At 64.7% G+C, this 14,861-nt stretch carries 11 protein-coding genes; 7 read left to right on the top strand and 4 right to left on the bottom strand.

Annotated elements, in window-relative coordinates:
• Positions 1-39: 39 nt before the first annotated feature.
• Together AC1C2M_RS15410 and AC1C2M_RS15415 are read right to left on the bottom strand one after the other, a co-directional pair.
• Positions 40-888 (bottom strand): ABC transporter permease, encoded by an 849-nt coding sequence (locus AC1C2M_RS15410; protein WP_495437482.1) that lies wholly within the window; start codon positions 886-888, stop codon positions 40-42.
• The gene (locus AC1C2M_RS15415; RefSeq protein WP_495437483.1) at positions 885-1,874 is read right to left on the bottom strand and encodes an ATP-binding cassette domain-containing protein; all 990 of its coding nucleotides are present in this window, start codon (positions 1,872-1,874) and stop codon (positions 885-887) included. Before AC1C2M_RS15415 ends, AC1C2M_RS15410 begins: the two co-directional genes overlap by 4 nt.
• Before the next feature lie 77 nt (positions 1,875-1,951).
• Between AC1C2M_RS15415 and AC1C2M_RS15420 the strand changes: the two genes are divergently transcribed.
• Positions 1,952-2,722: a TetR/AcrR family transcriptional regulator C-terminal domain-containing protein gene (locus AC1C2M_RS15420; protein ID WP_483405964.1), complete on the top strand. Its 771-nt coding sequence runs from the start codon at positions 1,952-1,954 to the stop codon at positions 2,720-2,722.
• 135 nt (positions 2,723-2,857) lie between these two features.
• Here the strand turns inward: AC1C2M_RS15420 and AC1C2M_RS15425 are convergent, their stop codons facing one another.
• On the bottom strand, positions 2,858-3,520 hold the full coding sequence (locus AC1C2M_RS15425) for an SDR family oxidoreductase (RefSeq protein ID WP_483405963.1): 663 nt from the start codon (positions 3,518-3,520) through the stop codon (positions 2,858-2,860).
• Between the two features lie 53 nt (positions 3,521-3,573).
• On the bottom strand, positions 3,574-4,578 hold the full coding sequence (locus AC1C2M_RS15430) for an aldo/keto reductase family protein (protein WP_495437485.1): 1,005 nt from the start codon (positions 4,576-4,578) through the stop codon (positions 3,574-3,576).
• A 164-nt stretch (positions 4,579-4,742) separates the two neighbouring features.
• Between AC1C2M_RS15430 and pip the strand changes: the two genes are divergently transcribed.
• The 6 genes from pip to AC1C2M_RS15460 all read left to right on the top strand — a co-directional run bounded on the left by pip (position 4,743) and on the right by AC1C2M_RS15460 (position 14,858).
• Positions 4,743-5,699, top strand: a complete 957-nt coding sequence (gene pip / locus AC1C2M_RS15435) for a prolyl aminopeptidase (protein ID WP_495437487.1) — start codon at positions 4,743-4,745, stop codon at positions 5,697-5,699.
• A 63-nt stretch (positions 5,700-5,762) separates the two neighbouring features.
• Positions 5,763-6,656, top strand: coding sequence for a KPN_02809 family neutral zinc metallopeptidase (gene ypfJ / locus AC1C2M_RS15440; RefSeq protein WP_495437489.1), 894 nt, complete (start codon positions 5,763-5,765; stop codon positions 6,654-6,656).
• Between the two features lie 276 nt (positions 6,657-6,932).
• Positions 6,933-11,573: a DUF4082 domain-containing protein gene (locus AC1C2M_RS15445; protein WP_495437491.1), complete on the top strand. Its 4,641-nt coding sequence runs from the start codon at positions 6,933-6,935 to the stop codon at positions 11,571-11,573.
• A 56-nt stretch (positions 11,574-11,629) separates the two neighbouring features.
• A complete protein-coding gene (locus tag AC1C2M_RS15450; protein ID WP_483405959.1) occupies positions 11,630-12,694 on the top strand; it encodes a Gfo/Idh/MocA family protein in 1,065 nt (354 codons plus the stop codon).
• Positions 12,691-13,686: an NAD-dependent epimerase/dehydratase family protein gene (locus AC1C2M_RS15455; RefSeq protein ID WP_495437493.1), complete on the top strand. Its 996-nt coding sequence runs from the start codon at positions 12,691-12,693 to the stop codon at positions 13,684-13,686. The genes AC1C2M_RS15450 and AC1C2M_RS15455 overlap by 4 nt, the downstream gene beginning before the upstream one ends.
• A complete protein-coding gene (locus tag AC1C2M_RS15460) occupies positions 13,683-14,858 on the top strand; it encodes a DegT/DnrJ/EryC1/StrS family aminotransferase (RefSeq protein ID WP_495437494.1) in 1,176 nt (391 codons plus the stop codon). Before AC1C2M_RS15455 ends, AC1C2M_RS15460 begins: the two co-directional genes overlap by 4 nt.
• The last annotated feature ends 3 nt before the right edge of the window (positions 14,859-14,861 follow it).

Here is a 14,861-nt window from a genome sequence, read left to right on the forward strand (position 1 = left end):
GGCTTCGTTGTGGGCGGGAGCTGTCGACGGGCGTTGACGCTACCGGCGCAAACGGCGGTACGCCCTGGCCGACAGCGGCAGAAACACGAGCGTGATCAGGAGCGGCCAGCCGAGCGCCATGCCGAGCGCGGCATCCGGCAGCCAGCCCGACGTGATGCCGGTCGGATTGCCGAACAGCTGGCGCGTGGCTGTGGCCGTGGCTGAGATCGGGTTCCACTCGGCGACGGCGCCGAGCCAGCCCGGCATCGTCTCGGGTGCAACGAAGACATTGGACAGAAAACCGATCGGCCAGATCAGGACCTGAACCGCCATGGTCGCACCGGGTCCGCGAAAGACCAGCCCGAGAAAAATGCCGATCCAGAGCAGGGCGAACCTGAGCCACAACAGGAGCAGGACGGCGAGTAACGCTGAACCGAGGTCTGTGGTGACGCGCCACCCGATCAGCAGCCCTCCACCGAGAAGCACGGCGAGGTTCAGGATGGACGACGCCATGTCCGCTCCGCTGCGCCCGAGCGCCACCGCCGAACTGTGGATCGGCATCGACCGGAAGCGATCGGTGATGCCCTTGGCGGCATCCGTCGACATCGCCAGCATCGTGCCTTCGAGTCCGAACAGCATGGTCAGCGTGAACATGCCGGGGAGCAGAAAGGTGATGTAGTCGCCGCCGCCGGGAACCTCGATCGCGCCGCCGAAGAGGAACCCGAACATGAGGAGCAGCATGATCGAGAACAGCAGCCCGAAGATCGGCAGGGCGGGCTGCCTCACCCAGTGCAGCAGCTCGCGCTGGGTGAGGATCCAGCCGTTGCGCAGGGCCGACGAGCGAGGAACCGACGAGCGGGATGCCGGCGCGTGCGGCGCCGGGGAGTGGGACGCTGTGAGCGTGGTCATGATGGGTTCTCCTGTGCGGTGAGTGCGAGGAACACCTCGTCGAGGGTGGGTCGGCGGAGCACGAGGTCGACCGGCTGGATGCCGGCGGCGTCGAGAGCACGCACCGTTGCCATGAGCGCCGCGGTGCCCGACGGCGCCTCTGCTGTCACGGTGCGCGCCGCCTCGTCGAGGGTGGCCTCGCCGTCGCTCCGGATGGCATCCGCCGCTGCCGCGAGGTCAGCGGCATCCGCAACGGTGACGACGATGCGATCGGCGCCCAGTTGCTTTTTGAGTTCGTCCGGGGTTCCCGAGCGGATGACGTGACCCGCGTTCATGACGGAGATCGTGTCTGCGAGCTGGTCGGCCTCGTCGAGGTACTGGGTGGTGAGGAGGACTGTTGTGCCCGCGCGGGCGATTCGGCGGATGGTGCGCCAGACCTCGTTGCGTCCTCGCGGGTCGAGCCCCGTCGTCGGTTCGTCGAGGAAGAGGACCGCGGGGGAGAGAATGAGGCTCGCCGCGATGTCGAGGCGTCGCCGCATGCCGCCCGAGTACCCGGACACCGGCCGGGTGGCTGCCTCGGTGAGGTCGAAGGCCGCGAGCAGTTCGTCGGCGCGGACCCCCGCGCTGCGCTTGCCCAGGCCGAAGAGCCGGCCGAACATGACGAGGTTCTGCCTGCCGCCGAGGATCTCGTCGACAGCGGGGCTCTGCCCGACGAGGCCAATGCTCGCCCGGACACCGGCCGGCTGGGAGCGCAGGTCGTACCCGGCGACGGTCGCCTCGCCGGAGTCCAGGTCAATGAGGGTTGCGAGTGCGCGAACGGCCGTGCTCTTGCCCGCACCGTTCGGCCCGAGCAGGCCGTGGATCCTGCCCGCCGGGATGGTGAGGTCGAAGTCGTCGAGCGCGTGAACGGCACCATAGCGTTTGCGCAGCCGGGTGGCGCTGAGGGAAGGTGCCTGCGGGGATCGGGCGGGAGGGGAGCCGGGCCGGGAGGAGGCTGGAAGGTTCACAATACTCCTTGTCGTATGCCGTACGGAGTTAATGAGGAAACTGAGCGTACACCATACGGAGTAAGTACACTAGGGGCATGACCGCGAACGATGACCCAGGGCACACAGACCCGGATCGCACGCTGGCGCTGCTCTGGCGCCACACCCTCGGCGAACAATCCGGCGCTCGCGGGCCGAAGCAGAAGACGACGGTGGACGCCGTCGTCGCGAACGGCATCGCCCTCGCTGACGAGGAGGGGCTCGAAGCGTTCTCGATGCGCAAGGTCGCCGAGCGCATGGGCATGGGCGTGATGAGCCTGTACACCTATGTGCCAGGGCGGGAGGACCTGATCGGGCTCATGGTCGACCAGGTCACCGGCGAAGTTCCACACCCGCCGCTGGAGGGCGACCTGCGCTCCCGGCTGGATACCGTTGCGCGGCACCTGTGGGCTGAGTGTCGGAGGCACCCGTGGCTGCTGTCGGTCGATACGTCGCGGCCAGCGCTCGGGCCGCACATCTCCGACCGCTACGAGTGGGAGCTCTCCGCCGTGGAGGGAATCGGTCTCAGTGACATCGACATGGACCAGGTGGTCACTCTGATAGCCGGGTTCGTGCTGAGCGCTGCCCGGATGGCCCGCGACATGGATCAGACCCAGCAGCGGTCGGGTGTGAGTGACGCCGAGTGGTGGGCGGCCAACGCGCCGGTGCTCGAGAAGGTCATGGACGGGTCGAGGTATCCGCTCGCCGGCCGCGTCGGGCAGGCCGTCGGAGAGGTGTACCAGGCGGCGAGCGACCCGCAGCTGGCGTTCGAGTTCGGGCTTGCCCGCGTGCTGGACGGGATCATGGCCTACGTCGCGTCAGATCGGTAGCGGGCGAACTGAACCTCCGCGCCCGGCGACGGGACGGCATCCGCCCCGCCATCATCTTGGGCGCTACACAAACATGCGGGCGCTGCAGAAGTATCTGCAGCGCCCGCATGGATCTGGCGCGGTCGAGGTGACGAGCTAGCCCGCGGCGACCGCGGCAGCAATCGCCGCCGGGATCGGGGTCTCACCCGAGATTGCTTCCCAGGTGAAGCCGGCCGTCTCGGGGAAGGTCAGCGCTGCGGTGATCAGCGACGCGACATCCGCGCGGGGGATCGAGCCCCGCTCGGTCTCGGTCGCGAGGGTGACGAGGCCGGTCGGCTCATCGTCAGTGAGCGCACCTGGCCGGAGGATCGTCCAGTTGAGCGACGTCTTCTTCAGCTCGATGTCCGCGTTGCGCTTGGCGGCTACGTAAGCGGCCCAGACGTCGTCGCTGGTGTCGACCTCGCCGTCGATTCCCATCGCGGAGACCTGAACGAACCGCGTGACCCCGGCGCGCTCGGCAGCCTGCGCCGACTTCACCGAGCCCTCATAGTCGACGGTGTGCTTGCGTTTGGCGCCTGAATTAGGGCCGGCGCCCGCGGCGAACACGACAGCATCCGCCCCGTCGAGGATCGGGACGAGGTCGTCGACGCTCGCCGTCTCGATGTCGCAGACGACCGGCTCTGCACCGAGAGCACTGATTTCAGACGAGTGGTCAGCGTTGCGGAAGACGCTGACGACCTCGTCGCCGTTCTCGACGAGCTGTGAGGTGAGGATGCGGCTGATCTTGCCGTGTCCTCCGATGATGACGATTCGGCTCATTGTTTTCTCCCTGGTCGTAAAGGTCGTAGAAGTCGTAGTGGTGGCGCCGTCGGTCAGGACGGGCGCTCCTCAGGCGACTTCGTCTTCGCGGGGTCGGTCTCGGGCAGAGACCCGAGGACCTCGTCGATGCTCGCGAGGGTCTCCTTCGAGAGGCTGACGCCGGACGCCTTGACGTTCTCGCGCACCTGCTCGGGGCGGGAAGCGCCGATGATGGCGCCGGCCACGTTGTCGTTGGCGAGCACCCAGGCGACGGCAAGCTGCGCCAGGCTCAGGCCGTGCTCGTCGGCAATCGGCTTGAGGTTCTGCACCGCGGTGAGCACCTCGTCGCGGAGGAACACCTTCACCGAGTCGGCGCCGCCCTTCGCGTCTGTCGCGCGGGAGCCCTCCGGCAGCGGCTGGCCCGGCAGGTACTTGCCCGAGAGAATGCCCTGGGCAACGGGGGACCAGACGATCTGCGAGATGCCGAGCTCGCGGGAGGCCGGCACGACCTCTTCCTCGATGACCCGCCACAGCATCGAGTACTGGGGCTGGTTCGAGATGAGCTGGAAGCCGAGCTCCTTCGCCAGTGCAGAACCACGGCGCAGCTGGTCTGCGTTCCATTCCGAGACGCCGATGTACAGCGCTTTTCCCTGGCGGACGATGTCGGCGAAGGCCTGCATCGTCTCTTCGAGGGGAGTGTGGTGGTCGTACCTGTGCGCCTGGTAGAGGTCGACGTAGTCGGTGCCGAGCCGGGTCAGCGACCCGTGGATCGACTCCATAATGTGCTTGCGGCTGAGACCGGAGTCGTTGGGTCCCTTTGGTCCGGTCGGCCAGTACACCTTCGTGAAGATTTCGAGGGACTCACGCCGTTCGGAGGCGAGCGCCTCGCCGAGCACGGTTTCCGCCGCGGTGTTCGCGTAGGCGTCGGCCGTGTCGAACGTCGTGACGCCGCTCTCGAGAGCCGCGGCGACGCACTGTTTCGCTGTGTCGTTCTCAACCTGTGACCCGTGGGTCAGCCAGTTGCCGTAGATGATTTCGGAGATTTTCAGGCCTGAATTGCCGAGATAGCGATTGTCCATGCGGCCACGCTACGCCCAGCCGGCGGTTCGAGGCCACAGAAGTTCGAGACCTTGCACCAGCTCGCGTTCTGTGCCACAGGTTTTCTGGCGGATGCCGCGATGCGGCTTCGAGAGAAGGTGCTGGACCCCCTGTCGCACCGCGCAGACAGGGATACTGTCGAGGTATGCGCGAGATGTATCCGGAGATTGAACCGTACGACACAGGGCACCTCGACGTGGGTGACGGCCAGCTGATCTACTGGGAGACGAGCGGAAACCCGGACGGTAAACCCGTCGTCTTCCTGCACGGCGGGCCCGGCGGTGGAACGACCCCGAGCCAGCGGCGCGTCTTCGACCCGGAAAGGTACCGCATAGTTCTCTTCGACCAGCGCGGCTGCGGCAAGAGCACGCCGCACGCGAGCGCGCCGGAGGCCGACCTCGAGTCCAACACCACCTGGCACCTGGTCAGCGACATCGAGAAGCTGCGTGAACACCTCGGTGTGGACACCTGGCAGGTCTTCGGCGGGTCGTGGGGCAGTTCGCTCGCCCTCGCGTACGCCCAGACCCACACCGATCGGGTGTCCGAGCTCGTCCTCCGCGGCATCTTCACCCTGCGCCAGGTCGAACTCGACTGGTTCTACGAGGGCGGCGCATCCGCAGTCTTTCCTGACCTGTGGCAGGGTTTTCTCGAACCGGTGCCGGTCGACCAGCGCCGCAATCTCATCCGAGCGTATTCAACGCTCCTCAACGACCCGGACCCGGCCGTGCACGAGCCGGCGGCGGTTGCCTGGTCGCGCTGGGAGTCGTCGACCATCACCCTTCTCCCCAACGAGGCGACCGTTGCGCGCTTCACCGAACCCGCCTACGCCGTTGCGTTCGCCCGCATCGAGAACCACTACTTCATGAACGGCGGCTGGTGGGAGGAAGGCCAGTTGATTCGGGATGCTCCGAAGCTCGCCGGCATCCCCACCGTCATCGTGCAGGGTCGATACGACATGTGCACGCCACCGATGACGGCGTGGGCGCTCGCCGAAGCCATGCCGCACGCCGAGCTGAAGATGATTCCGGATGCCGGTCACGCCTTCGACGAGCCAGGAATCCTGGATGCCCTCATCGAAGCGACCGACCGGTTCGCCTCCTAGCGGTGACGCTCGTGCCGCGCAAGCGGTTCTGCGGGTGCGATCGGGTGCGGGTAAGTTATCCCGGTGACCTTCAATCCAGACTCTGACATCTCCGGCAGCAACGTACGCAAGCGCGGTCGTGGAACAGCGATCGGCGTCGGCGGTGGTGGACTCGCTGTCGTGGCGGTCTTCCTCATCGCCCAGTTCACCGGGATCGACCTGAGCGGGTTCATCGGGGGAGGCGGAGAAGCCGGCGGTTCGGCGCCATCGGCCACGTCCCTCAGCGAGCAGTGCAAGACGGGCGAGGACGCCAACGAGAACATCGAGTGCCTCATGGCAGGGGCGGGGTCGTCGATCGATGACTTCTGGATCGACAACTACAGCACGGTCGCGAGCGGCGAGTACCGGACCCCGGGCTTCGACCTCTTCGAATCATCGACGACCACCGCGTGCGGAGCGGCATCCAGTTCGACCGGGCCGTTCTACTGCCCCGGCGACGAGACGATTTTCGTCGACACCTCATTCTTCGCGCAGCTGCGCCAGCCGCCGTTCGACACGACGGGCGGTCCGCTCGCCCAGTTGTACATTGCGGCACACGAGTGGGGGCACCACATCCAGGCGATCTCGGGAATCATGGAGTCCGCCGACCGCATGGGAACCGGTCCCGACTCCGATTCCGTGCGCATCGAGCTCCAGGCCGATTGCTTTGCGGGCGCCTGGGTAGCTGGAGCGAGCGAGACCGAAGACAAGAACGGTGTGACATTCCTCGAGCGGCCGACAGCGGCGCAGATCGCCGACGCACTCGATGCCGCCGCCGCGGTCGGTGACGACCGCATCCAGGCGGGTTCGGGCCAGGGCGTGAACTCCGAAGCGTGGACCCACGGGTCGAGCGAACAGCGCCAGCGCTGGTTCAACGCCGGTCGCGAGGGTGGACCCGGCGCCTGCGATACCTTCGCGGTGGACGGCTCCCAGCTCTAGATTGGTCAGGAAGCTCGAGTTTCGGGACCGGTGCACGCGGTGATCCTCTGCACCGTGATGGTCTCGTCTCACCACCTCGGCCCATAAACTGAGCTTTTCTCACCCGAAGAGGGGGGATCGCTCGCTACCTGCTCCGGGTTACTCTTTCAGCACAGAACGTGAAAATCCATCACGTTTGGTGTTCTACGGCCGCGCTGAGCCGTCCTTCCTCCTCCCTTGCCCACGGACAGGCGGTGGTGACTTTCGCGGCCTGTTTTCGGTGAGAAGAGTGCTGAAGTGCCCCGTCCGAGCAAGCCGACTTCCCGGCTAAGCGTTTTCGACTCGAACAGGTCGGTCGCGCTCGCAGCGGTCTTTGCCATTCTCGCCACCCTGGCCGTTCCGCTCAGTGCCGCGGCCGCACACGCCGCAGAGCCGTGCGCTCCCGGTTCGAATCCCATTGTGTGCGAGAACTCAAAGCCGGGTACGGCCCCGGACATCTGGGACATCGATCGTGCGGGAGACGCGAGCATCCAGGGATTCGCCACAGATATCAGCGTCAATGTGGGCACTCGCGTCGACTTCAAGATTGATTCCGAGGTTCTCGATTACACGGTCGACGTCTACCGCACGGGTTATTACCAGGGTCTCGGCGCTCGCTTCATTGAGCGCGCAATTCTTGCCCCTAACCGTGCAGAGGACCAGGACGAGTGCATCACTGACGAAGCGACGGAGCTCTACGACTGCGGTACGTGGGACGTGTCCGCATCGTGGGACGTGCCACCCGACGCAGTATCCGGCGTTTACATTGCACTCCTGACCCGAGTCGATACCGGCGGCTCAAGCCACATCATCTTCATCGTCAGAGATGAGGACAGCTCCTCCGACGTGCTTTTCCAAACGTCTGACCCTACGTGGCACGCGTACAACACCTATGGCGGCAGTGACTTTTATCAGGGCGCCAACAACGGGCGGGCGTTCAAGGTCAGTTATAACCGGCCGTTCAACACCCGCGCGGACATGGCAGGCCGTGACTTCTATTTCTCAAGCGAGTACGCACAGGTTCGATTCATGGAGAAGAACGGGTACGACGTCAGCTACTTCAGTGGTATCGACACGGACCGTTACGGCTCCCTCCTCACCAACCACCGCGTCTTCCTCTCGGTCGGCCACGACGAATACTGGTCGGGCGCGCAGAAAGCGAACATCGAGGCCGCCCGCGACGCCGGTGTGAACCTTCAGTTCCTCGCGGGCAATGAAGGATACTGGCGCACACGCTACGAACCGTCCGCAGACGCTGGTGCCACTGCATACCGCACGCTCGTGAGTTACAAGGAGACGTGGAGCTACCAGAAGATCGACCCCAAAGACGAGTGGACCGGGACCTGGCGCGACCCTCGATATGCGCCGGCGTCTTCGGGTGCAGGCCAGCCCGAGAACAAACTGATCGGCACCCTCTATCAGGTGAACTATTCCGACCTGCCGGTCTCAGTTTCCTCACGCGAAGGTAAGTTGCGTCTCTGGCGGAACACAAGTCTGGCGAATCTGCCCCCGGGCTCGACGGCGTCACTGGCCCCGCACACTGTCGGCTACGAGTCGAACGAAGACGTGGACAACGGCTTCCGCCCAGCTGGTCTCGTGCGCCTGTCAACGACGACAGGCGACGTTCCCGAATATCTTCAGGATTACGGCAACACGGTGAAGGCCGGCACGACGAAGCATCACCTCACCCTGTACCGCGCGCCGAGCGGTGCACTCGTATTCTCGGCTGGCAGCGTGCAGTGGGCGTGGGGCCTGGACGATGAGCACGACGGAGACGGCGCATCTGCCGATCCCCGGATGCAGCAGGCGCAGGTGAATCTACTCGCAGACATGGGAGCGCAGCCGGCCTCCCTTGATCCGGCGCTTGTACGAGCGACAGCGAGCGCGGACACGACGGCTCCTACGGTGGTTATCACCAGCCCTTCGCCCGGCGCGACCGTCTACAGCGGATCGATTGTCGAAGTGACAGGCACAGCTGCAGACGTGGGCGGCGAGGTCGCCGGGGTCGAAGTGTCGACCGACCAGGGGGCCACCTGGCATCCCGCGACAGGTACCAGCGAGTGGTCATATCGCTACGTGCAGAAGGGCATGGCTGCGACGCCGACCCTGGTGCGGGCGATCGACGACAGTGCCAATTACCCGAGTTCACCGGCGTCGCACACTATTCAGGTCACCGGCCCGTATTCGTTCTTCGGCGACACAACCCCTGCCACGCCCGACTCGGGCGATTCATCCGCGGTAGAACTCGGGCTGCGCTTCACGCCAGCAGTTGGCGGGTTCGTAACCGGCGTTCGTTTCTACAAGAGCAGTGCAAATACCGGTACTCACACGGGATCGCTCTGGCGGGACGACGGCGTTCGGCTCGCGTCAACAACGTTCTCGGACGAGAGTCCGTCCGGCTGGCAACTGGCTACTTTCGCCAGCGCCGTTCCGGTAACGGCGGGCCGAACATACGTGGTGTCGTATTTTGCACCGAACGGGCACTATGCCGCGGAGTCAAACTTTGGCGACTACGCCACGATCGACCGCCATCCGCTGAAGGTCAACGGGGGATATGGATCATCCGCTGCGGGAGTGCACAGCACCGAGGGGACGTATCCAACGAGAAGCTTTGGTCGAGGAAATTACTTCGTTGATGTGGTCTTCGACACCGTTGACACATCGCCACTCGTAGCGATGCAGCAATCGCCCCACCCCGGATCGTCAAGTGTGTCAACGACAACGCCCATCCGCGCGGTGCTGTCGAAGGACGTGGCCGCGGAGTCCGTCGACATATCCGTGACGGACAGCCTGGGCGCCCAGCTGAGCGGCGGCACCGCGTACAACCCGGACACGCGCACCGCAACGTTCACCCCGGCCATTCCCCTCGCCAACTCCGCTACGTATTCCGTTTCCCTGAAGGTCTGGGGTGTAGCGGGCGCAGAGCCCGTCTCAGGTGGCGATTGGTCGTTCAGCACAGCGAAACCCAACGCGGAGCCGGGGATATGCCCGTGCAGCCTGTACAACGACAGCGAGCTGCCAGGGATCATCGAGGTGGGCGACCCGGATTCGGTGACCCTCGGCGTGCGCTTCTCCGCGACCGCGCCGGGAATTATCCGGGGAATTCGTTTCTACAAGGCGACGGGGAATACCGGGATGCATGTTGGTTCCCTGTGGTCCGCGGGGGGTGACTCGCTCGCGACAGCGATCTTTAGCGAAGAGAGCTCATCGGGCTGGCAGACGGCATATTTCGCCCAGCCGGTATCGATTACCCCTGGAACCGAATACGTGGCGTCCTACCTGGCACCCTCTGGGCGCTATTCCGCCACCGCGGGAGCGTACGGAGCAGGGTTTGCCAACGGGCCGCTTCGAACCTCGGCCAGCTCAGGGTTGTACAGCTATACCAGTGCATTTCCCGATCGGGCAACGTCAACCTCGTATTCAGTGGACGTGGTTTTCGAGACAACACCGGATCCGCTGGTTGTCCAGAGCACACTCCCCGCAGATCGAGCTGTCGATGTCGCCAGAGACACCAGCATCTCCATCACTTTCTCCACGGCGATCAGCGACGGATTCGACATGACGGTGTCGGCTGGCGAGCATGAGATCAATGGAGTGGCTTCGGTCAGTGTCAACCGCAAGACCATCGTCTTCACTCCGGACGATGATCTGCCCGCTGACCAGGATCTCGATGTCGAGGTCTCAGGGATCCGCTCGACCGGAGGGATCGCCCTGGCGAATCACCTGTGGACTTTCCACACGGCGGAAGACGGCGCAACCAGTGCCAGATACACGCTCCTCGGGAATGAGACACCGGTCGTTGTGTCGGCCACCGACGATTCATCGCCCGTCGAGCTTGGCATGGTGTTCACCGCCAGTGAAGCGGGCTCGGTGACGGCGATCCGTTTCTTCAAAGGCCAGGGAAACAGCGGCACTCACACTGGATCACTATGGAACTCGGCCGGTGAACGACTCGCAACAGTGACATTCCAGACCGAGTCAAGCACAGGCTGGCAGACCGCGTCCTTGCCAGCGCCCGTCCCGTTGACCGCCGGGCAGGAATACGTCGTCTCGTACCTCGCACCCACGGGGCACTACTCGTACACGGGCGCCTATTTCCAGACTCCGCGCACATCCGGACCGCTGACCGGGGTCGCCGGCCGATTCCTCTATGGCAGCGCCGGAGGGTTCCCGATCCATTCTTTCAACGCCACGAACTATTTCGTGGATCTGGAGTTCACGGCCCTGGCCGCGACTCCCACTCCCACTCCCACACCGACGCCGACTCCGACACCCACACCGACACCCACACCGACACCCACGCCGACACCCACGCCCACACCGACACCCACGCCCACACCGACACCCACGCCCACACCGACACCCACGCCCACACCGACACCCACTCCCTCACCACCGGCCGAGCCCGCGGTGGACCCGCTTACCCAGCCGGGAGTCACCTCCCTCTTCCATCCCGACAGCGAACCCGCAGCGACCAACTGGGAGGATTTTGACCCGGTCCAGGTCGGAATGTCGTTCACCTCGGCGGTCGACGGCGAAATCCTGGGAGTGCGCTTCTATAAGGGCACCCTCGATACCGGCGAACACACAGGCGCCCTGTGGGGTCCCACCGGGAACAAGCTCGCGAGTACCACTTTTACTCAGGAGAGTGCGAGCGGTTGGCAATTCGCCGTGTTCGACGCTCCTGTCCCAGTGCAGGCGGGAACCGTGTACACCGTCAGTTATCTCGCCCCTCACGGTCGATACTCCGTGACACCGAACGGGCTCCAGAGCGAAGTGGTCAACGGCCCACTGACAAGCGTGTGGAACGGCGGCAGATACTCCTACTCCACGGAAGCACCGACCGCGCCGATCAAGCACAACTTCTGGGTCGACGCGATGTTCAGGGCCTCACCATGACCGCTCTCTCCGCCCACGGCCCGACCCACAAACCACACCACCCCGAAGGGGAACACATGTCACAGGAGAAACTCCGGATCGCCGTTGTCGGCGCCGGCTACTGGGGTCCGAACCTCGCGCGCAATTTCTCGGCAAGCCCCGAGTGGGAGCTCGTCGCGATCTGTGACCTGGACCGGGAGCGGGCCAGTCGACTAGCCGAGCAGTCTGGCCAGGTGTCAGTGGTCACGTCCCTGACCGAACTGCTGGAATCCGACATTATCGACGCGATCGCGATCGCCACTCCGGCGCGAACGCATTATCCGATTGCCATGCAGGCGCTCGCCGCTGGCAAACACGTTGTCGTGGAAAAGCCGCTCGCAGATTCCGGCGGTAATGGCCAGGCGATGGTCCTCGAAGCGGCCACCCGCGGCCTCATCCTCATGGCCGACCACACCTATTGCTATACGCCGGCGGTCCTCAAAATCCGAGACCTGATTGCCGATGGAGAACTTGGCGAAATCCTCTTCATTGACTCGGTACGCATCAACCTTGGCCTGATCCAACCCGATGTCGACGTGTTCTGGGACCTCGCCCCGCATGACCTTTCCATCCTCGATTTTGTCCTTCCCGGCGGCCTCAGGCCAACGGCGGTGGCTGCGCAGGGAGCAGACCCGCTCGGGGCAGGGAGATCCTGCATCGGTTACCTCACGCTCCCGCTGGAAAGCGGCGCGATCGCCCACGTGCACGTGAACTGGCTGAGTCCAACCAAGATCCGTCAGATGGTGATCGGCGGAAGCAAGCGCACGCTCGTCTGGGACGACCTCAATCCGCAACAGCGGCTCAGCGTTTACGACCGTGGCGTCGATCTCGGTAAGCAATCAGCCGGGCGCACCGACGAGAGGGACGCGAACATTTCTTACCGACTCGGTGACACCTGGTCTCCCGCCCTTCCCGAGCGAGAAGCGCTCTCGACCATGGCGGCGGAGTTCGCTTCCAGCATCCGGTCCGGCCGGCCCTCCCGCACTGACGGAGAAGCCGGGCTTCGGGTTCTCTCGGTGCTCGAAGCGGCAACTCGAAGCCTGGCCCAATCCGGAGCCGCGGTAATCCCTATACGAGGCGAACAGATGGAGACGGCGCGATGAGTGAACTGCACGGAGCACAGGCTCTGGTCACCGGCGGAGCAGGCACGATTGGGTCGACCATCGTAGATCAGCTTCTCGAGGCCGGGGTGGATCATGTCGATGTGCTCGACAACCTGGTTCGAGGGCGGAGGGCGAATCTCGACGGTGCCATTCAGTCCGGACGGGTCACCCTCGTCGAGGGTGACATTCGCGACCGTGACCTGGTCCACGACGTCACGCGTGGCAAAGATCTGGTCTTTCACCAGGCGGCGATCCGCATCACACAGTGCGCCGAAGACCCGCGACTGGCGCTCGAGGTGCTCGTCGACGGTACCTTCAACGTTCTCGAAGCAGCGGTGGAGGCATCCGTCGATAAGGTCATCGCGGCGTCGAGCGCTTCCGTCTATGGCATGGCCGAGCAGTTCCCCACCACGGAACGCCACCACCACCACAACAACGACACGTTCTATGGAGCGGCCAAGTCGTTCAACGAAGGGATGCTGCGGAGTTTCCGTGCGATGTACGGACTCGACTTCACCCTCCTGCGTTACTTCAACGTTTACGGACCTCGTATGGATGTGCACGGTGTGTACACCGAAGTGCTTGTGCGCTGGATGGAGCGGATCGCCGACGGCAAGCCGCCGCTGATCTTCGGTGATGGTCGGCAGACCATGGACTTCGTCTTCACTACCGACATCGCCAGGGCAAACCTGCTCGCCGCAGCGTCGGGGATCACCGATGGCGTCTACAACATTGCGAGTGGAACCGAGACGAGTCTTCTCGATCTCGCCGAAACGCTGTTGCGGGCGATGGACTCTGACCTCGAGGTCGAACATGGCCCTGAACGCGCCGTTAATGGCGTGGCCCGCCGCCTCGCAGACACGTCGGCCGCCAGCCGGGACCTGGGGTTCGACGCCACAGTTCCGCTCGAGGACGGTCTCCGTCAGCTCGTCGCGTGGTGGCAGCCGCTGCGCGACGAGATCTCAACGACGCAGTCAGCGGTACCGGCATGACGCGCATCAACGTGATGAAGCCCTGGCTCGGCGCGGAAGAGATCGCGGCGGTCACCGCGGTTCTCGAGTCCGGCTGGGTCGCTCAGGGGCCGCAGGTCGCGCGTTTCGAAACGCTTTTCGCGGATGCCATGGACGCGTCGTTCGCGGTCGCAACGTCCAATTGCACGACTGCGCTGCACCTTGCCCTGGTGGTTGCAGGCGTCCGTGCCGGTGACGACGTTGTCGTGCCGTCGTTCTCGTTCATCGCGACGGCGAATGCGCCGACATACGTCGGCGCGCGACCGGTCTTCGCCGATGTCGACAGAGACACCGGAAACGTGACGGCAACCACGATTGCCGAAGCCCTCACCGAACGGACAACCGCGGTTATCGTCGTCGATCAGGGCGGCGTCCCGGCTGACCTCGATCCCATCCGTGCTCTCTGCGATGAGCGCGGCATTCGTGTTATCGAGGACGCCGCTTGCGGCGCGGGATCGACCTATCGGGGTGCCCCGGTCGGGGCGGGGGCTGATATCGCGGCCTGGTCGTTCCATCCCCGCAAACTTCTCACGACGGGTGAGGGCGGGATGCTCACGACAAACAGGGAGGCCTGGGCCGATCGAGCGCGGCGACTTCGGGAGCACTCGATGAGTGTGTCTGCCACCGCGCGTCACTCGAGCGTGCTTGCTCCGCCCGAGGAGTACAGCGAGATCGGCTTCAACTACCGCATGACCGATCTTCAGGCAGCTGTCGGTATCGTTCAGCTCGGTCGACTGGCCGAGATCGTCGTGCGACGACGGGAAGTGGCGGCAACTTATGCTGAGGCCCTCGCCGATGTCGACGGAATCCGGGTCGTAACCGACCCTCCGTGGGGAACGAGCAACTTCCAGTCCCTGTGGCTGGAAGTTGGTTCCGGCTATCCCCTGACCAGGGACGGGCTCCTGGAGCACCTCGCCGCTGCTGAAATCTCTGCCCGCCGCGGCATTATGGCGTCTCACCGCCAGCCTGCCTACCGTGGTCGGGATACCGGCTCGGCTGACCTTTCTGTGACCGAACTGCTCACGGACACGACCCTGATTCTGCCGGTGTTCCATCAGATCACCCCGGACGAAATCGGGCGGGTGGTCGACGCGATCAAGGAACCGGCAGGTCACCGGATGGCCGATCGAGGTCACGTTGACGCGAGGAGGTGACGG

This window comes from Mycetocola sp. Y444 (assembly GCF_059445295.1).